Consider the following 20,421-nt stretch of genomic DNA (forward strand, 5'->3'; position numbering starts at 1 on the left):
CTCCCAAGCCCGCTCCCACGCCTCCCGCTCCCGTGAGCGAGAAGGTCACCTTCGCCGCTGACGCCTTCTTCGACTTCGACAAGGCTGTGCTGAAGCCCGAAGCCAAGGCCAAGCTGGACGACCTGGTCAGCAAGACCGGTGGTATCAATCTGGAAGTCATCATCGCCGTCGGCCACACCGACAGCGTGGGCTCCGATGAATACAACCAGAAGCTGTCGGTGCGCCGCTCCGAAGCCGTGAAGGCCTATCTGGTGTCCAAGAACGTGGAAAAGAACCGCGTCTACACCGAAGGCAAGGGCGAGAAGCAGCCCGTGGCCGACAACAAGACCACCGAAGGTCGCGCCAAGAACCGCCGCGTCGAGATCGAAGTGGTTGGTACGCGCAACAAGTAATCATCCCCGCTGCGCCTGGCGCGCAGCTGCGATGCAAAGCCCCGCCCAGCGGGGCTTTTTCATTTCCGCCTTGCGCTACCATCCCCACCCATGACGAATGCCGACCCCCAAGAGCTCGCCAAATTCAGCGAGCTGGCCCACCGCTGGTGGGATGCCGAGAGCGAATTCAAGCCCCTGCACCAGATCAACCCGCTGCGTCTGGACTGGATCAACGCGCTCAGCCCACTGGCTGGGCAGAAGGTGCTGGACGTGGGCTGCGGCGGTGGCATCCTCACCGACTCGATGGCGCGCAAGGGCGCGATCGCGCTGGGCATCGACCTCGCCACCAAGCCGCTGCGCGTGGCCCAGCTGCACGCCATGGAAGCCGGTACCGAGAACGTCAGCTACCAGGAGATTGCCGTCGAGGCCCTGGCCGAGCAGCGTCCGGGCGAGTTCGACACCGTCACCTGCATGGAGATGCTCGAGCATGTGCCCGATCCCGCCTCGGTGGTGCGTGCCCTCGGCACGCTTGTGAAGCCGGGTGGCTGGGTGTTCCTCTCCACCTTGAATCGCAATTTCAAGGCCTTCATGCTGGCCATCGTGGGCGCCGAATACCTGCTCAAGATGCTGCCGGCCGGCACGCATGAATACGCGCGCTTCATCAAGCCGGCCGAGCTGGCGCAGATGTGTCGCGATGCCGGTCTGGAGCTGCACAGTGCCAAGGGCCTGGGCTACAACCCCTTGACCCAGCGCTACAGCATCGGTGGCGACACCGATGTGAACTACATGATCGCCTGCCGCCGCCCTCTATGAGCCTGGAACTGATGGCCGAGCCGCTGCTTGCGCCCGCGCGCCTGCTGCGCGCCGTGCTGTTCGACCTCGACGGCACGCTGATCGACAGTGCCCCGGATTTGGCCGGTGCCGCCAACGAGATGCGCGCGGAGCGCGGCCTGGCGCCGCTGGCCTACGAACTGTTGCGCCCCATGGTGGGCTCGGGCGCGCGCGGCATGTTAGGTGTCTCGCTGGCGGTGACGCCCGCGCATGAGGACTTTGAAAACCTCAAGGCCGAGTTCCTGGGCCGTTACGAACGCCGCATGCTGCAGGAAACCGCGGTCTTTGCCGATGTGCCGCCGATGCTGGCCCAGTTGCGTGCCCTCAATCTGCCCTGGGGCATCGTCACCAACAAGGCCGAGCGCTTTGCGCTGCCCATGACGCGCGCCCTCGGCCTGGCGGAGGCGGCCGGTGCCGTGGTGGGCGGCGACACCACCCCGCATGCCAAGCCGCACCCGGGTTCGCTGCTGGAGGCCGCGCGCCGCATCGGCGTGGCGCCCGAGCATTGCGCCTATGTGGGCGATGACGAGCGCGACATCCTGGCCGGCCGCGCAGCCGGCATGCTCACCGTGGCGGCCTCCTGGGGCTATCTGGGGCAAGGCGGCCGTGTGGACGCCTGGGGCGCGGATTTCATCATCGATGAACCGCTGGCCCTCTTGAAATTGCTGCAGCAGGCATAATGTAGAGCTTCTCTGGGGCCGACTTGGTTTCGACGTGGGTGCGGATCCGGAGTGGGGCATGCCGAGCACCAGTTCGCTCGTAAAACCACTGGAAACAAAGTAACTGCAAACGACTCTACGTTCGCACTCGCTGCTTAATTGCAGTTGAGCTTCTCAACGGCAGGCCAATGGGCCGGGCTCAAGTCGCAAGACGGAAAGCTGAGAAGTCATTCACATTGGCTGGTTCTGCGCCGGGTTACTCGGTTCAGGGCGAGATTAAGTGACTGGCGGGAAGGGTAGCGTGCCACTGCGCGACTCTTGCCGTGAGATTCAAATCAGCCGGCTAAGCATGTAGATCTGCCCGGTGATGGCTGACGGACGGGGGTTCAATTCCCCCCGGCTCCACCATCCAGAGCGCTGCAGGCGCACTTGCCGCAAGGCAAGTGGGCGTGCAGACAAGCAAGAACGAAGAAGGCCCGAGCTCGTGAGAGTTCGGGCCTTTTCTTTTGGGCGGCTGGCCGGGGCGGATCGACTGGCGAAATGGCGCAAGCGCCTGTCCCTTGCTGCATGTTCACAAGTGGCGGCCGGGTTGAATGCCGTCCGCCCTGGGCCTAGGCTCAAGAGCGATCCAGCCGGCCGCTCCGGGCCACCCTGCATCGCCCCCACCCCCGCGTTCGAGGCCGCCACCCGGGCTTGTGGGCAGTACCGCGGCCTCGCATCAACGCATCGAGGAGACTCGCATGGCAAGTTATACGGTATTGGCCAACTTCACCGACCAGGGCGTGAAGGGCTTGAAGGAAACGACCCACCGCGCCGAGGCAGTGGAGGCGCTGGGTCGCAAGATGGGGGTGACGGTGAAGAGCATCCAATGGGCGTTTGGCAGCTACGACTTGGTGTGCCAGTTCGAGGCCGCCGATGATCAGACCATCGCCGCCTTTGGCGCCGCCATCGCTATGCAGGGCAATGTGCGCACCCAGACCATACGTACCTTTACACGCGATGAGATGAACGCCATCTTGTTGAAGTTGCCGGGCTGAAGCGGAACGCATCACCGGCGAGAGAAAAGGGCCCAGGCTTTCGCGAGCCCGGGCCCTTTGCTTTGGGCGCCTTGCCGTGGTTTGCCGTGGCTAGGCGCGGCCTAGAAGCGGTACCTCGCCGTCGCATAGAACTGGCGGCCCAGCGGGTCGGTGTAGCGGCCGTCATAGCCAGACTGGTTGCCGCCGCCAGCGTTGCGGATCGAGAAGGGTGGGTCGGTGTCGAGCAGGTTGCGTACGCCCAGCGTCAGCACCAGCGCCTTGCTGGGGGCGTAGCGGGTCTGCCAGTCCAGCGTCTTGTAGGAACTCACGCGGCGCTGGATGGGCACGAAGGCGCCGGCGGAGCCGTCGGCATTGATTTCGATGACGGGCGAGCCATCGGCGCTGCTGTAGGTCTGGTCGGTGTAGCCCGAGCGGTAGTTGAGCGCCAGCGCATGGGTCCAGGCCTCGCTGAGCGTCAGTGCGGCGTTCAAGCGGCTGATGACGCGGAAGGTCGCGTTCGAGTAGGAGTTGAAGCGGCCGATGTTCTTCTCCGTCAGGCCACCGGGCACCGCCTGCTCGGACTTCAGCATATACGTGCCGGTCCAGTTGAGGTTGAGCCGACCCCAGGGCGTGGCGGTCTTGAAGCTGTGATCCCAGTCCAGGCCCTGGTAGCGCGAGCTGGCCAGGTTGAAGGGGGTGAGCGCGGCGGCCAGCACCTCCTGCTTTTGCGCCGGGCTGTAGTAGGCGCGGAACAGGCTGTCGTAGCGCGCCGGGTTGTCGAACACCATGTCCTCGGAGAGGGTCTGGATCTGGTTGCTCAGGCTCACGTTCCACCAGTCCAGGCCCAGCGAGAGGCCGGCGCCGGGCTCGAAGCGCACGCCCAATGTGGCCTGCCTGGATTCCTCCGGCTTCAGGCCGGCCTCGCCCTGGAAGGGGTTGCCGCCGGAAAGAATCGTGTACTCGGTCGAGCCGGGGTAGCACATCACATAGCGCGGGTCCGATTTGTTGGTGATCGGGCAGGCGTGGAACTTGGAGGCGCCGCCATCCTGCAGCGGATTCACGATGGTGGTCAGGTCCGCCACCTTGAAGCCGGTGCCATAGGAGGCGCGCAGCAGCAGGTTTTCCAGCGGGTGGTAGCGCAGCGCCAGCTTGTAGGTGGCCTTGCTGGCGGCGTTGCCCTGCTCGGCGGGGCCGGCCGGCTTGCCGCTGCTGTCGAAGGTCATACCGTTGGAGACGGCGCTGTAGCTGTCGTAGCGGGTCGATGCGGTGAGGTCCAGCTGGCGGGCCAGCGGCAGCAGCAGCTCGGCATAGCTGCCCCAGTTGCGTCGGCGCGCATCCACCGGGTGGCCGCCGGGGAAGAAGTCCAGATCCGGCTGGTAGATGTAGGACTGCCGCGTCGCGTCCGCGCCCAGGCCCAGCTGGGCGCTGCCGCCGGGCAGGCGGAACAGCTCGGTGGAGCCGCGCAGGCTGAGGGTGTCGAGCTTGGAGTCGGTGCGACTCACCACCTTGTGCAGCACCAGCGGCGCCAGCGTGTCCTGTGCCGATCCGGGCGGGGCGAAGGGGTCGAAGGCGCCGCTGTCGACGAGGCCCTGGAACTTGCTGAGGTCCACATAGCCGCCATCGGCCTTGTCGCTGGCCTTGTTGACCGAATGCGTCAGCGAGACACCGTAATCCCAACCCTTGGCGCTGCCTTCCACGCCCAGCACCAGGTGCTGGGCGTCGGTGCGGAAGGCATCGGTGCGGCCGCCGGCATCGGCCAGGCGCAGATTCATGGTCGCGTTGATGACCGAGGCCGGCGCGATGCCCAGGCGCTGCAGATAGGGCGCGATCGACTTGGCATAGAGGGCGCTGTTCAGCTCGATGCCGAAGCCATTGGCCGGTGGTGCGTACTGCGCGCGGTTCACGAAGCGCGAGAACAGCGTGTCGGCAAACAGCGTGGTGTCGGCATTCAGCTTGACGTTGAGCGTGGCGGTGGCGCTGTCGCGCTTGAGCCCGGGCACGTCCTGCACCGCACCGGTGTAGTCGAAACGGCAGGTGCGTTCCACCAGATAGAGGTTAAGCCCGTTGCACTTGCCGGTGGCCAGGTAGTCGGGGCTGAAGCGCGCGGCGTTGGCGACCCCGCTCGCGTCGGTGTACTTGACGGTGGCGATGCCGGGGATGGAGTTGCCGCTCAGCTGGTAGAAGCTGTAGGCCTTGCCCTCGTGACTGAACGGGATCACGCCGCTCTTGCTGAAGCTGCGCTGGCTGGCCAGCAGGGCGCGCTGCTCGTCGTGCGCGGCCGAGACCATCAGATTGAAACCGTCGCCGTCCAGATTGCCCCAGCCCTTGGATATACCGATATTCGTGCTCTGGCCGCCGCCCTTGGCCTGCGGGGTACTGCCTGACACCGATATTTCCAGTTCGGTCTGGTTTTTCTTGAGTATGAAATTGATGACGCCGGCAATTGCATCGGAGCCGTAAAGGGTATTGGCGCCGTCGGTCAATACCTCGACGCGTTCGACCGCCGCGAGCGGGATGCTGCCCAGGTTGACGGTGGAGCCTGAGGTGGCGGGGGCGAGGCGCCGCCCGTTCAGCAGCACCAGGGTATAGCCCTCGCCGATGGCGTGGATGGAGGCCGTCTGCAGCCCGCCGCCGCCGCCGTTCACCGAGGCCGAGGCCGTGGTGAAACCCTGCATGGAGGGCAGGGCGGCGATCAGGTCGGCCACGCTGTTGACGCCGCTCTGCTCGATCTGCGCGCGCGTCACCACCTGCACCGGCAGGGCGCCCTCGGCGGCGATGCGCTTGATGCTGGAACCGGTGACGATCACGCGCTGCAGCGACGCGTCCGCCGTCGTGTCCTGGGCCCAGGCCGCGCCCGCCAGCAGGCCAGCGCTCACGGCCAGGCCGCCGGAGCAGAGCTGGCGCAGGGCGCGCGCCAAATTGGTTTCAGTAAACATGGTTTGTCTCGCTTTTTGAATATATTGGCAATCACCAGGTATCGCGCTGAGATATTAAAAGTCGAGGGAATCCACGAAATATGGTTTAAATGCGATTTCCTATATGGAACGGACATATGGATGGCGCGCCTGCCGCGCGCCATCAGGCTGCTGACACGGGCTGACAGCAGGGCCGCCTAGCATGCGGATGCGTCGCTGCAATCCCTGCGGCGACGCCGCCAACAAGCATTCAGGAGGACCTATGTCGCAAGCCACGTCGCAACCCAATTTCCTCATCCTCTACGTCGAGAGCGCCATCGCCAGCGCATCCTTCTACACGCGCCTGCTGGGCCGCGAGCCCGTCGAGGCCTCGCCCGGCTTTGCCATGTTTGCGCTCGATGGCGGCGTGATGCTGGGCCTGTGGACGCGCTCCGGTGTGCAGCCCGCCGCCAGCGCCCCGGCCGGCGCGATGGAGCTGTGTTTTGCGCAGGACAACGCCGCCGCGGTGGACGCGCTGCTGGCCAAGTGGTTGAGCCTGGGGCTGCCCATCATCCAGACGCCCACGCAGATGGATTTCGGCTACACCTTCAGCGCCGCCGACCCCGACGGCCATCGTCTGCGCGTGTTCCACGCGGTCCAGGGCTGAGCCCGTGAGCGGCCCGCGCAACTGGCTGGCGGTGGCCAGCGCCGAGCATGTGCGGCGCGGCCGGGCCGAGGGCTTTATGCAGGTCTGCCATGGCAAGGCGGCGCCGCTGCGCCGGCTCGCACCGGGCGATCGGGTGGTGTATTACTCGCCCACCGAGACCTTTGGCGGCCAGGATCGCCTGCAGGCCTTCACCGCCATCGGCACGCTGCGCCGGGGCAGCCCCTACCAGGTGGAGATGGGTGAGGGCTTCTGCCCCTTCCGCCGCGATGTCGACTGGCTGGCGGCCCGGCCGCAGCCGATCGGGCCTCTGCTGGAGCACCTGGATCTGACGCGTGGCCAGCGCAACTGGGGCTACCAGTTCCGCTTCGGCCTGCTGGCGCTCAGCGCGGCCGATATGGACCTGATTGCGGACGCCATGCAGGCAGCGCTGCCGGCACGCGCGCAGGGCGATCTGGCGTTCAGCTGAGCAGCCAGCTGCTGACGCGGAAGGTCACGAACGAGGCCGCATAGGCCAGCGCGAACAGATAGGCCAACATGATGAGGGGAATGCGCAGGCCGCCGGTCTCGCGCTTCACCGCCGCCAGGGTGGCGATGCACTGCGGCGCGAACACATACCAGGCCAGCAGCGAGAAGGCGGTGGGCAGGCTCCAGCTCTGCGCGATCAACGGGGTCAGGGCTTGCGCCGCGTCCTCGGCCGTGGCCGAGAGCGCGTAGACCGTGCCCAGCGCGCTGATGGCGATCTCGCGGGCGGCAAGACCTGGCACCAGGGCCAGGCTGATCTGCCAGTTGAAGCCGATCGGCTCGAACAGGGTGGCGAGGCCCCGACCCAGCATGCCGGCAAGGCTGTACTGGATGGCCGGCCCGGCGGCCCCATCCGGTGGCGCCGGGAAGCTGGCCAGCAGCCACAGCAGCACCGTCAGCGTCAGGATGATGCCGCCCACGCGCTTGAGGAAGATCTCGGCGCGCTGCCACAGGCCGATGGCGATATTGCGCGCATGCGGCCAGTGGTAGGCCGGCAGCTCCATCATCAGCGGCCGGGTGTGGTGGCCGCCGGTATAGCGCTTGAGCAGCCAGGCCACCGCCATGGCGCCCACGATGCCGGCCAGGTACAGCACGAACAGCGCCAGGCCCTGCAGCTCGATGCCGGCCCACAACGCGCGCTGCGGCACGAAGGCGCCGATCAGCAGTGCATAGACGGGCAGGCGCGCCGAGCAGGTCATCAGCGGTGCGATCAGGATGGTGACGAGGCGGTCGCGCGGATTGGCGATCGAGCGCGTGGCCATGATGCCGGGGATGGCACAGGCAAAGCTGGAGAGCAGGGGAATGAAGCTGCGCCCCGAGAGCCCGACGCTGCCCATGATGCGGTCCAGCAGGAAGGCTGCGCGCGGCAGATAGCCCGACTCCTCCAGCACCAGGATGAAGAAGAACAGGATCAGGATCTGCGGCAGAAAGGCCAGCACGCTGCCTACGCCGGCGATCAGCGCGTCCACCAGCAGGCTGCGCAGCCAGCCGGGCGGCAGGGCGCTGCCGACCTGCTCGCCCAGCCAGGCCACACCGGCCTCGATCAGGTCCTTGGGCGCTTCGGCCCAGGAAAACACAGCCTGGAACAGCAGGAACAGCAGCAGGGCCAGCAGCAGCGGGCCCAGCACCGGGTGCAGCACGAAGCGGTCGAGGCGGTCGCTGGGCAGTTCGGGCGTCTGGGCGTCCAGGCCCAGTTCGTGCAGGATGCGGTTGACCCGTGCCTGGTCCTCATGGCTGGGGTGGGCGCTGGCGGCCGCTTGCGGTGCGGACCAGGCGTCGCGCCGGTCCAGCAACTGGCGCAACTCGTCCAGGCCATGGCCCTGGGTGGCGACGGTGCGCACCACCGGCACGCCCAGCGCCTCGGCGAGCGCCTGGGCATCGATGTGCAGGCCGCGCGCGGCGGCCAGGTCGGCCATGTTCAGCGCCACCACGCAGGGCAGGCCCTGGCGCTGCAGCGACAGCACCAGGCGCAGATTGCGGCGCAGATTGGTGGCGTCGAGCACGCAGATGATCAGGTCGGGCCGCTTCTCGCCCTTGGCGCGTCCGGCCAGCACATCGCAGGTGACGCGCTCATCGGGCGAGCGTGGGTAGAGGCTGTAGGTGCCGGGCAGGTCCAGCAGGCGCAGGCTCTTGCCGGCCAGGGTCTTGAGCCGGCCCTCCTTGCGCTCCACGGTGACGCCGGCGTAGTTGGCCACCTTCTGGCGGCTGCCGGTGAGGCGGTTGAAGAGGGCGGTCTTGCCGCAGTTCGGATTGCCCACCAGGGCCAGCAAGGGGCCGGCCGGGTGGATGTGGATGACCGAGGATGCCGTCATGCGAAAGATGCCGCGGGCTCAGGCCGCCACCAGTTGCACGCAGGCGGCTTCGGCCTCGCGCAGCGCAAAGGTGGATTGGCCGATGCGCACCACCAGCGGGTCGCCACCGGGCAGGCCGCGCGCCAGCACGCTGACATGCTCACCGGCGACGAAGCCGATTTCCTCCAGCCATTGCGGCCATTCCGGCGCATGCGCCGGCGCCGCCAGCCCGGCCACACGGTGGGCTGCACCCAGGGAGGCACGCGCGAGCGTGAACATGGAAGCGGGCTGGGACATGGGCGGGCCTTGCGGAGCGGTTGAGGGCGACGGATTCATTCTAAATGCGAAGAAATCGCATTCAGATCCCCATGGCTTTGTTTGCCCAGATGCTTTGATTTGGCGCAATTTGCTGCGGCGCCGCGGATTTGCGCAAACGAGCAAAGACGGGCGCGCAAACGTTTAGCGTTTTCCTTAGAAGCCGATACACTCGCGTTTTTTAGAATGCCCCTATCCCCGCCGGCCGCCCGTTCCGATCCGCAAGAATCGCCGTTCGGGCCCGCCCCCGTGCATGCTGGCGTCTATCCCAACCTGTGCAAGCTTGTATAGGACCGCAATGAAGCTCACTCTGTCTACGCTGGCCGGCGCTGCCCTGGCCCTTGCCGCCTCGTCCGCCGCCATCGCGCAGGCCACGCCGGCGGTGATCTTCGACATGGGCGGCAAGTTCGACAAGTCCTTCAACGAGTCGGCCTACCGCGGCGTGGAGCGCTGGAAGGCCGAGACCGGCGGCAAGTACCTCGAATTCGAGATCAGCAACGAGACCCAGCGCGTGCAGGCGATCCGCCGCATGGCCGAGCGTGGCGCCAGCCCCATCATCTCGATCGGCTTTGCCCAGGCCTCGGCGCTGGAGCAGGTGGCCAAGGAGTTCCCCAAGACCAAGTTCGCCATCGTCGACATGGTGGTGAACCAGCCCAATGTGCAGTCGCTGGTGTTCAAGGAGCATGAGGGAAGCTTCCTGGTCGGCGCGATGGCCACGCTCAGCAGCAAGACCGGCAAGGTCGGCTTCGTGGGCGGCATGGACATCCCGCTGATCCGCAAGTTCCAGTGCGGCTACGAGCAGGGCGCCAAGGCGGCCAATGCCAAGACCGAGGTGTTCTCCAACATGACCGGCACCACCGCCACCGCCTGGAACGACCCCACGCGCGGCGGTGAGCTGGCCAAGGCCCAGTTCGCCAAGGGCGTGGACGTGGTGTTCGCGGCCGCCGGCGGCACCGGCACCGGTGTCTACCAGGCCGCCAAGGATGCCGGCAAGCTGGCCATCGGCGTGGACAGCAACCAGAACCATATCCAGCCCGGCACCATGCTGACCTCCATGGTCAAGCGCGTGGACGTGGCGGTCTACAACGTGCTGAAGGACTGGAAGGCCGGCGTCAGCGTGCTCGGGCTCAAGGAGGGCGGCGTCGACTACGCCGTCGATCAGCACAACGCCAAGCTCATCACGCCCGCGCTGAAGACCAAGGTCGAGGCCTACAAGGCGGACATCATTGCCGGCAAGATCAAGGTGGCCGACTACATGGCCGACAACGCCTGCAAGTATTGAAGAAGCAGCCAATAGCAGAGCGGCCCATGTCTGATTCCAAGCGCGCGCCGGCGGTCCGGCTGTGCGAGATTTCCAAGCGCTTCGGCGCGGTGCAGGCCAACCGCGGCGTGACGCTGGCGGTGGCGCCCGGCACGGTGCATGGCATCGTGGGCGAGAACGGCGCCGGCAAGTCCACGCTGATGGCCATCCTCTACGGCTACTACCAGGCCGACGAGGGCCATATCGAGGTGGGCGGCGAGCGCGTCAGCATCGCCAACTCGCACCAGGCGATCGCCCTGGGCGTGGGCATGGTGCACCAGCACTTCATGCTGGTGGACACGCTGTCCTGCCTGGACAACGTGATGCTGGGTGCCGAGCCCACCTTCTTCCTGGCACGCGGCAAGCGTGCCGTGCGCGCCAAGCTCGAGGCCCTGATGCAGAGCACCGGCCTGCAGGTGCAGCTCGACGCGCTGGTGGGCGAACTGCCGGTCGGCGAGCTGCAGCGCCTGGAGATCCTCAAGGCCCTGTATCGCGGCGCCAAGATCCTGATCCTAGACGAACCCACGGCGGTGCTGACCCCGCAGGAGACCGAGCAGCTGTTCGAGACCCTGCGCAAGCTGCGCGCCCAGGGCACCACGATTCTGCTGATCACGCACAAGCTCAAGGAAGTGATGGCCTTGTGCGACGAGGTCACGGTGATGCGCGCCGGCCAGGTCATCAAGACCACGGCGATCGCCGCTACCAGCCCCGAAGACCTGGCCGAAGCCATGGTGGGCCGCAAGGTGAATCTGGGCCGCGCCGAGACACAGGCGGCGCGGGGTCAGGCCTTGCGCCTGCAGGCCTCGGGCCTGCGCCTGCGCGACGCCCATGGTGTGCCGGCGCTGGCGGGCGTGGACCTGCAGTTGCGTGCCGGCGAGATCGTCGGCGTGGCCGGCGTTTCGGGCAATGGCCAGAGCGAGCTGCTGGAGGTGCTGTCTGGCATGCGCGCGCCCGAGGCCGGCGAACTGCAGCTGGGCGAGGCGCGCTTCACGGCCGGCGCCTGGCTGGCGCCCAAGCGCGCGCGCGAACTCAAGCTGGCCCATGTGCCGGAGGATCGCCACCTGCTGGGTATGGTGATGAGCTTCCCGGCCTGGGAAACCGCCGCCCTGGGCTACCACGAGCAGGCACAGTACCGTGCCGCGCCGTTGGGCCTGGCGATGAACCAGGACCATATGCGCGCGCAGACGGCGCAGATGATGGAGCGCTTCGACGTGCGCCCCCGCGATGCGCAGCTGGGCTCGTCCAAGTTCTCCGGCGGCAACCAGCAGAAGCTGATCCTGGCGCGCGAGATCGGCCAGCAGCCGCAGGTGCTGCTGGTGGGCCAGCCCACGCGTGGCGTGGACATCGGCGCGATCGAATTCATCCACGGCCAGCTGCGCCGCCTGCGCGACGAGGGCTGTGCGGTGCTGCTGGTGAGCAGCGAACTGGACGAGATCCTGGCCCTGGCCGATCGCGTGCTGGTGATGAACTGCGGCCGTATCACCGGCGAACTGGGTATTGCGGAATGCGACGAAAAGACATTGGGCCTCTTGATGGCCGCACAAGCTGAGGTGGCCGCCGCATGAGCAATGCGCAAGCTTTTCAGATGCCGCGCTGGATGGATCTGGTGCTGCTGCCGCTGTGGAATCTGCTCGTCGCCCTGCTGGTGGCGGGCGGCGTGGTGCTGCTGATCGGCGAGAGCCCGTTGCAGGCGCTGTCCATCCTGCTCAACGGCGCTTTGGGCAATGCGCGCGGGCTGGGCTACACGCTCTACTACGCCACCACCTTCATCTTCACCGGCCTGGCGGTGGCGGTGGCCTTCCATGGCGGCCTCTTCAATATCGGTGGCGAGGGCCAGGCCACCTTCGGCGGCCTGGGCGTGGCCCTGCTGGCCCTGTGGCTGGGCCACCGCCTTCCCGCCTGGCTGGTGCTGCCCCTGGTGGTGCTGGCCGCGGCGCTGTTCGGCATGTTGTGGGCGGCGGTGCCGGCCTATCTGCAGGCCTGGCGCGGCAGCCACATCGTCATCACCACCATCATGTTCAATTTCCTGGCCGCCAGCCTGAACGTCTATCTGCTGGTGAACTGGCTGCGCCCGGCCGGCTCGATGTCGGTGGAGAGCAGTAACTTCGCCGACGGCGCGCGCATGCCGGCGCTGCATCAGCTGGCCGAGAAGCTCGGCCTCGAGCTGCCTTCATCGCCCTTGAACCTGAGCCTCGTGCTGGCCCTGCTGGCCTGCTGGTTCGTGACCTGGTTCCTGTGGAAGAGCCGCGCCGGCTATGCGCTGCGCGCGGTGGGTTCGGCGCCGCAGGCTGCGCATTACGCCGGCATGAATCCACGCCTGCAGGTGCTGATCGCGATGGGCATCTCCGGCGCCCTGGCCGGCCTGGTGGGCGTGAACGAGATCTCGGGCGTGCAGGGCAAGCTGACGCTGGACTTCGTGGCCGGCGCCGGCTTCACCGGCATCGCCGTCTCGCTGATGGGGCGCAACCACCCACTGGGCATCATCCTGGCCTCGCTGCTGTTCGGCGTGCTCTACCAGGGCGGCGTCGAGGTGTCCTTCGAGCTGCCGCGCTTCAGCCGCGAGATGGTGGTGACGGTGCAGGGCCTGATCGTCCTGTTTGCCGGCGCCATGGCGATGGTGAGCGCGCCGATGTTTGCGCGCCTCTATGCCTCGTTCAAGCGCAGGGAGGCCGCTCGTGGATGAAGTCCTGATCGGTTCGGTGCTGGCGTCCACGCTGCGCGTCACCACGCCCTTGCTGCTGTGCGCCCTGGCGGGCCTGATCTCGGAGCGCTCCGGCGTGATCGACATCGGCCTGGAGGGCAAGATGCTGTTCGCCGCCTTTGCCGCGGCCGCCGCCGCCAGCGTGGGGCATTCCACCGTGCTGGGCCTGGGGGCGGCGATGCTGGTGGCCTGCCTGCTCTCACTGCTGCACGGCTTTGCCTGCGTCACCCACCGCGGCGACCAGGTGGTGTCGGGCGTGGCCATCAATATGGTGGCGGCCGGCTTGACCGTGGTGCTGGGCATCGCCTGGTTTGCCCAGGGCGGCCAGACCCCGCCCATCGATGCCGCGGTGCGCCTCACCGGCCTCAGCGCCGCCTTTGCCGAGCCGGTGGAGGGCAGCTGGTGGGCCTCGGTGATCGGCCATGGCCTCCTGAGCCACAACATCCTGGTCTACCTGGCCTTTGCGCTGGTGGGCTGCGTGTGGTTCTTCCTCGAGCGCACCAAGCCCGGCCTGCGCCTGCGCGCGGTGGGCGAGAACCCGGCCATGGTGGATGCGGCCGGCGTCTCGGTGCCGCGCCTGCGCTATGCCGCCTTGCTGCTCAACGGCCTGCTGTGCGGCCTTGCGGGCAGCTATCTGACGCTGGCGCAGAACGCCAATTTCTCGCCGAACATGACGGCGGGGCGCGGCTTCATCGCGCTGGCGGCGATGATCTTCGGCAAGTGGAAGCCCTTGCCCACGATGGCAGCCTGCCTGCTGTTCGGCTTTCTCGACGCCGCCGCCATCCGGCTGCAAGGGGTGGCCATCCCTGGCGTCGGCGAGGTGCCGGTGCAGGCGATCCAGGCCTTGCCCTATCTGCTGACCGTCGTGCTGCTGGCCGGTTTCATCGGCCAGGCGCTTGCGCCCAAGGCGTTGGGCCGGCCCTATATCAAGGAACGTTGATGTTGCAACTTCCACCCGATGTGCTGCAGCGCCTGCTCGCTGCCGCGCAGGCAGCGCGCGCGCGCTCCTATGCGCCTTACTCCAAGTACGCGGTGGGTGCCGCGGTGCTGGACGAGCAGGGCCATGTCCATGCCGGCTGCAATATCGAGAATGCGGCCTATCCTCAGGGTTGGTGCGCCGAGGCCACGGCCCTGGGTGCGATGGTGATGGCGGGTGGCCGCCAGGCGCAGGCGGTGCTGGTCACCGGCCCCGGGCCCGACATCATCACGCCCTGTGGTGGCTGCCGCCAGAAGCTGCGCGAGTTCAGCCTGCCGGCATCGCTGCTCATCATTGCTGCCGATCCCAGTGGCGTGAAAGCGCAGTGGACGCTGGAACAACTCTTGCCGGCCAGCTTTGGCCCGGACCATCTGAAGCACCTCTGAACGGTGCACCGGAGACACGCAACATGATCAACAACAACGAACTGAACCCCCTCATCGACGCCAGCGTCGCCCGCCTGCAGGCCGAATTTGGCGCCGCCCCCGAAGTCGCGGTGGTGCTGGGCTCGGGCTGGGCCGGCGCGGTGGACCAGGTGCAGGGCGCCAAGCACCTGGCCTATGGCGAGCTGCCGGCCTTTCCCCGGCCCAAGGTCGAGGGCCATGTCAGCGAGGTGGTGGTAGGCATGATGGGCGGGCAGCGCGTGGCCATGCTGCGCGGCCGCGCCCATACCTACGAAAGCGGTGATTGCACCGGCATGGCCGGCGCGCTGCGCAGCCTCAAGCGCTGGGGCGTCAAGGTGCTGATCCAGACCAATGCCTCGGGCTCGCTGCGCCCGCACATGCCGCCCGGCAGCCTGATGCTGATCGCCGATCACATCAACGCGCCGCAGCGTTCGCCCCTGGTGGGCGAGCCCGGCAGCGAGCGCTTTGTGGACATGAGCAGCGCCTATGACGCCGAGCTGCGTGCCCATGCCAAGAAGGTGGCACAGACGCACAACCTCAAGCTCGGCGAGGGCACCTATGTCTGGGCCCTGGGCCCGCAGTTCGAGACCCCGGCCGAGATCCGCATGTTTGCCGCCTGGGGCGCCGATGCCGTCGGCATGAGCACCGTGCCCGAGACCATCCTGGCGCGCCATGCCGGCCTGCGCGTGATGGGCCTGGCCCTGATGACGAATATGGCCGCCGGCCTGTCGGCCGAGGCCCTGACCCATGCCCTGACGCTGCAGCAGGCGGCCGTGTCGGGCGAGCGCGCCGCGGCCTTCCTGGCGCAGCTGGTGGCCGGCATGACCGAACTGGCTTCGCTGCGGGCCTGATATGAGCACTACTCAAGACCTGACCCCGCAGGAAAGCGCCCGCCTGGCCCTGCAATGCCTGGACCTCACCAGCCTGAATGACGCCGACACCGAAGCCGACATCGAGGCCTTGTGCCGCCGCGCCCAGAGCGCCCATGGCCCGGTGGCCGCGGTGTGCGTCTGGCCGCGCTTCGTGGCGCTGGCGCGGCGCCTGCTGCCGGCCGAGATCCAGGTGGCCGCGGTGGCCAATTTCCCGGATGGCTCGCTGGACCTGCCGCGCGCGCTGGCCGATGTGGCGGCGATCGCCCAGGCCGGCGGCAACGAGGTGGACGTGGTGCTGCCCTACAAGGCCTTGATGGCGGGGCAGGGCAGCGAGGTGGCCGAGTTCCTGGCCGAGGTGCGCCATGCCAGCCGGCCGCTCACGCTCAAGGTCATCATCGAAAGCGGCGAGCTGGCCACGCCCGAGCTGATCGCCGAGGCCACCCGCCTAGCCCTGATGGCCGGTGCCGATTTCGTCAAGACCAGCACCGGCAAGAGCCGCGTCTCGGCCACCCCCGCGGCGGCCGCGGTGATGCTGCAGGAGATCGCGGCCAGCGGCCTCTCGGCGGCCGGTTTCAAGGCCTCGGGGGGCATCCGCTCGGTGGCCGATGCGCGCGGCTATCTGCTGCAGACCCGTGCCAAGCTGGGCGAGGGGGCGTTGAACGCGCGCCGCCTGCGCTTCGGCGCCAGCGGTCTGCTCAATGACATCGAGGCGGTGCTCGCGGGCCAGGCCTCGGCAGCGCCTTCCCGAGCCCCCAGCGCCTACTGACGAACATGCTTGCTCAAGAAATCATCCGCGCCAAGCGCGACGGCCATACCCTGTCCGAGCCGCAGATCCAGCACTTTGTGCGCGGCCTGGTGGACGGCAGCTGGAGCGAGGGCCAGGTGGCCGCGCTGGGCATGGCGGTGTTCCTGCGCGGCATGGGCCGCGATGAAGCGGTGGCGCTGACCCGCGCCATGATGCATTCCGGCCGCGTGCTGGCCTGGCCCGACATGCCCGGCCCGGTGCTGGACAAGCATTCCAGCGGCGGCGTGGGCGACAAGGTCAGCCTGATGCTGGCGCCCATGGTGGCGGCCTGCGGCGGCTATGTGCCGATGATTGCCGGCCGCGGCCTGGGCCATACCGGCGGCACGGTGGACAAGCTCGAGGCCATCCCCGGCTACAACACCATGCCCGCGCCCGCGGACTTCGACCGCCTGGTGCGGCGCCTGGGCTGTGCCGTGATCGGCCAGACCGGCGACCTGGCCCCGGCCGACAAGCGCTTCTACGCCTGCCGCGACGTCACCGCCACGGTGGAGAGCGTGCCGCTGATCACCGCCAGCATCCTGTCCAAGAAGCTGGCCGCCGGCCTGCAAGTGCTGGCCATGGACATCAAGTGCGGCAATGGCGCCTTTGCCGACACGCCCGCCTTTGCGCAGGAGCTGGCCGAGAGCATCGTCAGCGTGGCCGGCGGTGCCGGCCTGAAGACCCGCGCCCTCATCACCGACATGAACCAGGTGCTGGGCTACGAGGTGGGCAATGCCCTGGAGATTCACGAGACCCTGGACTACCTGACCGGCAAGCGGGTGGAGCCGCGCCTGCACGAGGTGACGCTGGCCCTGGCCGCCGAGATGCTGGTGCTGGGTGGCCTGGCCGCTGACGCCACGGCCGCCCGCGCCAAGCTGCAGGCCGGGCTGGACAGTGGCGCCGCGGCCGAGAAGTTTGCGCAGATGGTGGCGGCCCTGGGCGGCCCGGCGGATCTGCTGGAGCGCCCGCAGCAATACCTGACCCCGGCGCCCGTGGTGCTGCCGGTGCCGGCGCCGCGCGACGGCGTGCTGAGCGCCATGAAGACGCGCGAGATCGGCCTCATCATCGTGGAGATGGGCGGCGGCCGCCGCCAGGCCGGCGATGCGATCGACTTCCGCGTGGGCCTCTCCGAGGTGCGCCATCTGGGCAGCCGCTTCAAGGCCGGCGAGACCATGGCCCTGGTGCATGCGGCCGATGAGGCCAGCGCGGCGCGCGCCGTGGCGGCCTACCAGGCCGCCTGCACGCTGGGTGAGGCTTATGTGCCCACGCCCATCGTGATGGCGACGGTGGGCTAGACTCCTGCCCCCTGCAGTCCTTCGCTTTCCCCGCCATGACCGACCCCGCCGAGTCCCCCGCCGAGCCGACTGAAGCACCCGAGCGCCGCCGCATCAAGAGCTTCGTGACGCGCCCCGGCCGCATGGGCACGGGCCAGGTCAAGGCCCTGGCCGAGCTGGGCCCGCGTTTCGTGCTGCCCTACACGCCGGGTCAACGGCTGGATCCCGTGGCCCTGTTCGGCCGCGAGGCGCCGCTGGTGCTGGAGATCGGCTTCGGCATGGGCGCGGCCACGGCGCTGATCGCCAAAGAGCTGCCGGACCACGACTTCCTCGGCTGCGAGGTGCACGAGCCCGGCGTGGGCGCGCTGCTCAAGCTGATTGGCGAGCAGCAGATCGCCAATATCCGCATCTTCCAGCACGATGCCGTCGAGGTGCTGGAGCAGATGATCGCGCCGGCCTCGCTGGCGGGCGTGCACATCTTCTTCCCGGATCCCTGGCACAAGAAGCGCCACAACAAGCGCCGCCTGATCCAGCAGCCCTTTGTCGCCAAGCTGTTGCAGCACATCCGCCCCGGCGGCTACCTGCATTGCGCCACCGACTGGGAGCCCTATGCCCAGCAGATGCTGGAGGTGCTGGCGGCCGAGCCGCTGCTGGAGAACACCGCCAACGCTGCCGATGGCTATGCCGAGAAGCCGGCCTACCGGCCGCTCACCAAGTTCGAGCACCGCGGCATCCAGCTGGGCCATGGCGTCTGGGACCTGGTGTTCCGCAAGCGCTGAGCAGGCACTGTTAGAGTGCCGCTTCATATGTCTGAAGCACAACAACTCCAGGGCAAGCACATCCTGCTGGGCCTCTCCGGCGGCATCGCCTGCTACAAGATCGCCGAGCTGACGCGCCTGCTCAGCAAGGCGGGGGCGACGGTGCAGGTCATCATGACCGCCGCCGCCGAGGCCTTCATCACCCCGGTGACCATGCAGGCGCTCTCCAACCGCAGCGTCTACACCAGCCAGTGGGATGCGCGCGAGGCCAACAACATGGCCCACATCAATCTGAGCCGCGAGGCCGATCTGATGCTGATCGCACCCGCCAGCGCCGATTTCATCGCCAAGCTTGCGCAGGGCAGGGCCGATGAACTGCTGAGCCTCGCCGCACTCGCGCGCCCGGCCGAGCGCTGCGCCCTGCTGGTGGCCCCAGCCATGAACCGTGAGATGTGGGCCCACCCCGCCACCCAGCGCAATGTGGCGCAGTTGCGCGCCGATGGCGCGCTGGTGCTGGGCCCGGCCAGCGGCGACCAGGCCTGTGGCGAGATCGGCGATGGCCGCATGCTGGAGGCCCAGGAGCTGCTGGACGAGGTGATTGCCTTCTTCCAGCCCAAGCTGCTGGCCGGCAAGACGCTCTTGATCACCGCCGGCCCGACCTTCGAGCCCATCGACCCGGTGCGCGGCATCACCAATCTCTCCAGCGGCAAGATGGGTTTCGCGATCGCGCGTGCCGCCGCCGAGGCCGGCGCCCAGGTCACCCTGGTGGCAGGTCCGGTGCACCTGGCCACGCCGCGCGGCGTGCGCCGCATCGACGTGCAGACCGCCCAGCAGATGTTTGAGGCGGTGCTGCCGCGCGCCGCCCAGCACGATGTGTTCGTGGCCACCGCCGCGGTGGCCGACTGGCGCCCGGCGCAGATGAACGAGCACAAGATCAAGAAGAAGGACGGTACGAAGACGGCGCCGACCTTCGAGCTGGCCGAGAACGCCGACATCCTGGCGGCGGTGGCCGCCTTGCCCGATGGACCCTATTGCGTGGGCTTTGCCGCCGAGAGCCAGGAGCTCGTCAAGCATGCACGCGAAAAGCTGTTGCGCAAGAAGGTGCCGCTGATCGTCGGCAATCTGGGCCCGGCCACCTTCGGCCGCGACGACAACGCCCTGGTGCTGGTGGATGCCGCCGGCGAGCGCGAGCTGCCGCACAACGACAAACTCCATCTGGCCCGCCAACTCGTGGCCGAAATCGCGACCCGACTGCAACAAGCATGACCACCACTGTTGATCTGAAAGTGCTCGACGCCCGCATGGCCGAGCAGCTGCCCGCCTACGCCACGCCCGGCAGCGCCGGCCTGGACCTGCGCGCCTGCCTGGATGCGCCCGTGACCCTGGAGCCCGGGCAGACCAGCCTGGTGCCCACCGGCCTGGCCATCCACATCGGCGACCCGGGCCTGGCGGCCATCATCCTGCCGCGCTCGGGCCTGGGCCACAAGCATGGCATCGTGCTGGGCAATCTGGTCGGCCTGATCGACTCCGACTACCAGGGCCAGTTGATGGTGAGCTGCTGGAACCGCGGCAGTACCACCTTTGTCATCAACCCCATGGAGCGCATCGCGCAACTGGTGCTGGTGCCGGTGGTGCAGGCGGCGTTCCGCGTGGTCGAGGAATTCAACGCCTCCGATCGAGGCGAAGGCGGCTTCGGCTCAACCGGCAAGCACTGAAAAAAACCGTTCAGTGCAGCTGCGCGTCGGGAGGCGCGCCGGTGGCGACGCTGAACACCGCCTCGCCCAGGCTGCCCACCTCGATCTCGGCCTCGGTGGCCTCGCGCACATCGCGCACGCGCAGATGCATGCGCAGGCCGATGCCGGCGAGCGGGTGGTTGCCGTCCAACACCGCATGCTCGGGATAGAGCTCGGTGACGGTGTAGATGGCCTCGGCCGGCATGTCCTTGGTGGTGGCGCCTTCGGGCATGCCTTCGAACTGCATGCCCACGTCGACGTTCTCGGGCAGCACGCTGCGCGGCTCGAAGCAGACCAGGCCGGAGTCGTAGTCGCCAAAGGCATCGTCGGGCTGCAGGGCCAGGCTGGTTTCATAGCCGGTTTCCTGGCCGGCGATGGCCTCTTCCACCTTGGCGAACAAGTCGTCGCCGCCGTAGAAGAACTCGAGAGGGTTGACCAGTTCGTCGATCAACTGGCCTTGGGCGTCTTCCAGTCTCCAGCTCAGGGAGACGACGCAGGGGGCAGAAATTAGCATGGCTCAATTGTTTCACATCGGCGCAGGGCGACAATCGCCG

At 67.8% G+C, this 20,421-nt stretch carries 21 protein-coding genes and 1 other RNA gene; 18 read left to right on the forward strand and 4 right to left on the reverse strand.

Annotated features, from left to right (window positions below; genetic code table 11):
• The 5 genes from ompA to AC3WQY_RS23495 form a co-directional block, all read left to right on the forward strand.
• The coding region (gene ompA, locus AC3WQY_RS23475; protein WP_492710991.1) for an outer membrane protein OmpA at positions 1–392 on the forward strand (392 nt) is incomplete at its 5' end.
• 90 nt (positions 393–482) lie between these two features.
• Positions 483–1,184, forward strand: coding sequence for a bifunctional 2-polyprenyl-6-hydroxyphenol methylase/3-demethylubiquinol 3-O-methyltransferase UbiG (gene ubiG / locus AC3WQY_RS23480; RefSeq protein ID WP_492710993.1), 702 nt, complete (start codon positions 483–485; stop codon positions 1,182–1,184).
• Positions 1,181–1,882, forward strand: coding sequence for an HAD family hydrolase (locus AC3WQY_RS23485; protein WP_492710995.1), 702 nt, complete (start codon positions 1,181–1,183; stop codon positions 1,880–1,882). Before ubiG ends, AC3WQY_RS23485 begins: the two co-directional genes overlap by 4 nt.
• Before the next feature lie 14 nt (positions 1,883–1,896).
• Positions 1,897–2,269, forward strand: a transfer-messenger RNA (tmRNA) gene (ssrA, locus tag AC3WQY_RS23490).
• A gap of 332 nt (positions 2,270–2,601) precedes the next feature.
• Positions 2,602–2,898, forward strand: coding sequence for a GYD domain-containing protein (locus tag AC3WQY_RS23495; protein ID WP_285231840.1), 297 nt, complete (start codon positions 2,602–2,604; stop codon positions 2,896–2,898).
• A gap of 101 nt (positions 2,899–2,999) precedes the next feature.
• Here the strand turns inward: AC3WQY_RS23495 and AC3WQY_RS23500 are convergent, their stop codons facing one another.
• Positions 3,000–5,813, reverse strand: coding sequence for a TonB-dependent receptor (locus AC3WQY_RS23500; RefSeq protein WP_492710996.1), 2,814 nt, complete (start codon positions 5,811–5,813; stop codon positions 3,000–3,002).
• Positions 5,814–6,054: 241 nt separating this feature from the next.
• Between AC3WQY_RS23500 and AC3WQY_RS23505 the strand changes: the two genes are divergently transcribed.
• Positions 6,055–6,438, forward strand: coding sequence for a VOC family protein (locus AC3WQY_RS23505; RefSeq protein WP_285231842.1), 384 nt, complete (start codon positions 6,055–6,057; stop codon positions 6,436–6,438).
• A 4-nt stretch (positions 6,439–6,442) separates the two neighbouring features.
• Positions 6,443–6,904: an EVE domain-containing protein gene (locus tag AC3WQY_RS23510; protein ID WP_492710997.1), complete on the forward strand. Its 462-nt coding sequence runs from the start codon at positions 6,443–6,445 to the stop codon at positions 6,902–6,904.
• On the opposite strand, the gene feoB is transcribed toward AC3WQY_RS23510, so the two are convergent.
• Both feoB and AC3WQY_RS23520 read right to left on the reverse strand, forming a co-directional pair.
• The gene (gene feoB / locus AC3WQY_RS23515) at positions 6,897–8,771 is read right to left on the reverse strand and encodes a ferrous iron transport protein B (RefSeq protein ID WP_492710998.1); all 1,875 of its coding nucleotides are present in this window, start codon (positions 8,769–8,771) and stop codon (positions 6,897–6,899) included. The genes AC3WQY_RS23510 and feoB overlap by 8 nt on opposite strands.
• 18 nt (positions 8,772–8,789) lie before the next feature.
• Positions 8,790–9,047, reverse strand: coding sequence for a FeoA family protein (locus AC3WQY_RS23520; RefSeq protein WP_285231846.1), 258 nt, complete (start codon positions 9,045–9,047; stop codon positions 8,790–8,792).
• A 316-nt stretch (positions 9,048–9,363) separates the two neighbouring features.
• Here AC3WQY_RS23520 and AC3WQY_RS23525 point away from each other — a divergent pair, with 316 nt between their 5' ends.
• Genes AC3WQY_RS23525 through dut form a run of 11 tightly spaced genes read left to right on the forward strand, consistent with a single transcriptional unit; the run spans position 9,364 to position 19,849 of the window.
• Positions 9,364–10,347: a BMP family lipoprotein gene (locus tag AC3WQY_RS23525; protein ID WP_285231847.1), complete on the forward strand. Its 984-nt coding sequence runs from the start codon at positions 9,364–9,366 to the stop codon at positions 10,345–10,347.
• A gap of 26 nt (positions 10,348–10,373) precedes the next feature.
• Positions 10,374–11,930 carry an ABC transporter ATP-binding protein gene (locus AC3WQY_RS23530; protein WP_492710999.1) on the forward strand — a complete coding sequence of 519 codons (1,557 nt, stop codon included), beginning with the start codon at positions 10,374–10,376 and terminating at the stop codon, positions 11,928–11,930.
• Complete coding sequence (locus tag AC3WQY_RS23535) at positions 11,927–13,048, forward strand: ABC transporter permease (RefSeq protein WP_285231852.1); 1,122 nt, start codon at positions 11,927–11,929, stop codon at positions 13,046–13,048. Before AC3WQY_RS23530 ends, AC3WQY_RS23535 begins: the two co-directional genes overlap by 4 nt.
• Complete coding sequence (locus AC3WQY_RS23540) at positions 13,041–14,006, forward strand: ABC transporter permease (protein WP_492711000.1); 966 nt, start codon at positions 13,041–13,043, stop codon at positions 14,004–14,006. Before AC3WQY_RS23535 ends, AC3WQY_RS23540 begins: the two co-directional genes overlap by 8 nt.
• Complete coding sequence (cdd, locus tag AC3WQY_RS23545) at positions 14,006–14,428, forward strand: cytidine deaminase (RefSeq protein WP_285231854.1); 423 nt, start codon at positions 14,006–14,008, stop codon at positions 14,426–14,428. The genes AC3WQY_RS23540 and cdd overlap by 1 nt, the downstream gene beginning before the upstream one ends.
• Before the next feature lie 23 nt (positions 14,429–14,451).
• On the forward strand, positions 14,452–15,297 hold the full coding sequence (locus AC3WQY_RS23550) for a purine-nucleoside phosphorylase (RefSeq protein ID WP_492711001.1): 846 nt from the start codon (positions 14,452–14,454) through the stop codon (positions 15,295–15,297).
• A 1-nt stretch (position 15,298) separates the two neighbouring features.
• Positions 15,299–16,084 carry a deoxyribose-phosphate aldolase gene (gene deoC / locus AC3WQY_RS23555; protein WP_492711002.1) on the forward strand — a complete coding sequence of 262 codons (786 nt, stop codon included), beginning with the start codon at positions 15,299–15,301 and terminating at the stop codon, positions 16,082–16,084.
• Positions 16,085–16,089: 5 nt separating this feature from the next.
• The gene (gene deoA, locus AC3WQY_RS23560; RefSeq protein ID WP_492711004.1) at positions 16,090–17,397 is read left to right on the forward strand and encodes a thymidine phosphorylase; all 1,308 of its coding nucleotides are present in this window, start codon (positions 16,090–16,092) and stop codon (positions 17,395–17,397) included.
• A gap of 35 nt (positions 17,398–17,432) precedes the next feature.
• On the forward strand, positions 17,433–18,155 hold the full coding sequence (gene trmB, locus AC3WQY_RS23565; protein ID WP_492711005.1) for a tRNA (guanosine(46)-N7)-methyltransferase TrmB: 723 nt from the start codon (positions 17,433–17,435) through the stop codon (positions 18,153–18,155).
• Between the two features lie 27 nt (positions 18,156–18,182).
• A complete protein-coding gene (coaBC, locus tag AC3WQY_RS23570; RefSeq protein WP_492711007.1) occupies positions 18,183–19,400 on the forward strand; it encodes a bifunctional phosphopantothenoylcysteine decarboxylase/phosphopantothenate--cysteine ligase CoaBC in 1,218 nt (405 codons plus the stop codon).
• Entirely contained in the window at positions 19,397–19,849 is a 453-nt protein-coding gene (gene dut / locus AC3WQY_RS23575; RefSeq protein WP_285231860.1) for a dUTP diphosphatase, read from the forward strand. The genes coaBC and dut overlap by 4 nt, the downstream gene beginning before the upstream one ends.
• Positions 19,850–19,859: 10 nt before the next feature.
• Here dut and AC3WQY_RS23580 read toward each other — a convergent pair whose 3' ends face one another.
• Complete coding sequence (locus AC3WQY_RS23580; protein ID WP_285231861.1) at positions 19,860–20,381, reverse strand: FKBP-type peptidyl-prolyl cis-trans isomerase; 522 nt, start codon at positions 20,379–20,381, stop codon at positions 19,860–19,862.
• Positions 20,382–20,421 lie beyond the last annotated feature (40 nt).

Source organism: Roseateles sp. FW301-B2, from assembly GCF_058788955.1.

Coding starts and splice junctions, on each gene's coding strand:
- ubiG (WP_492710993.1), top strand. CDS start 483: ATGACGAATGCCGACCCCCAAGAGCTCGCCAAATTCAGCGAGCTGGCC.
- AC3WQY_RS23485 (WP_492710995.1), top strand. CDS start 1,181: ATGAGCCTGGAACTGATGGCCGAGCCGCTGCTTGCGCCCGCGCGCCTG.
- AC3WQY_RS23495 (WP_285231840.1), top strand. CDS start 2,602: ATGGCAAGTTATACGGTATTGGCCAACTTCACCGACCAGGGCGTGAAG.
- AC3WQY_RS23500 (WP_492710996.1), bottom strand. CDS start 5,813: ATGTTTACTGAAACCAATTTGGCGCGCGCCCTGCGCCAGCTCTGCTCC.
- AC3WQY_RS23505 (WP_285231842.1), top strand. CDS start 6,055: ATGTCGCAAGCCACGTCGCAACCCAATTTCCTCATCCTCTACGTCGAG.
- feoB (WP_492710998.1), bottom strand. CDS start 8,771: ATGACGGCATCCTCGGTCATCCACATCCACCCGGCCGGCCCCTTGCTG.
- AC3WQY_RS23520 (WP_285231846.1), bottom strand. CDS start 9,047: ATGTCCCAGCCCGCTTCCATGTTCACGCTCGCGCGTGCCTCCCTGGGT.
- AC3WQY_RS23525 (WP_285231847.1), top strand. CDS start 9,364: ATGAAGCTCACTCTGTCTACGCTGGCCGGCGCTGCCCTGGCCCTTGCC.
- AC3WQY_RS23530 (WP_492710999.1), top strand. CDS start 10,374: ATGTCTGATTCCAAGCGCGCGCCGGCGGTCCGGCTGTGCGAGATTTCC.
- AC3WQY_RS23535 (WP_285231852.1), top strand. CDS start 11,927: ATGAGCAATGCGCAAGCTTTTCAGATGCCGCGCTGGATGGATCTGGTG.
- cdd (WP_285231854.1), top strand. CDS start 14,006: ATGTTGCAACTTCCACCCGATGTGCTGCAGCGCCTGCTCGCTGCCGCG.
- AC3WQY_RS23550 (WP_492711001.1), top strand. CDS start 14,452: ATGATCAACAACAACGAACTGAACCCCCTCATCGACGCCAGCGTCGCC.
- deoC (WP_492711002.1), top strand. CDS start 15,299: ATGAGCACTACTCAAGACCTGACCCCGCAGGAAAGCGCCCGCCTGGCC.
- deoA (WP_492711004.1), top strand. CDS start 16,090: ATGCTTGCTCAAGAAATCATCCGCGCCAAGCGCGACGGCCATACCCTG.
- trmB (WP_492711005.1), top strand. CDS start 17,433: ATGACCGACCCCGCCGAGTCCCCCGCCGAGCCGACTGAAGCACCCGAG.
- coaBC (WP_492711007.1), top strand. CDS start 18,183: ATGTCTGAAGCACAACAACTCCAGGGCAAGCACATCCTGCTGGGCCTC.
- dut (WP_285231860.1), top strand. CDS start 19,397: ATGACCACCACTGTTGATCTGAAAGTGCTCGACGCCCGCATGGCCGAG.
- AC3WQY_RS23580 (WP_285231861.1), bottom strand. CDS start 20,381: ATGCTAATTTCTGCCCCCTGCGTCGTCTCCCTGAGCTGGAGACTGGAA.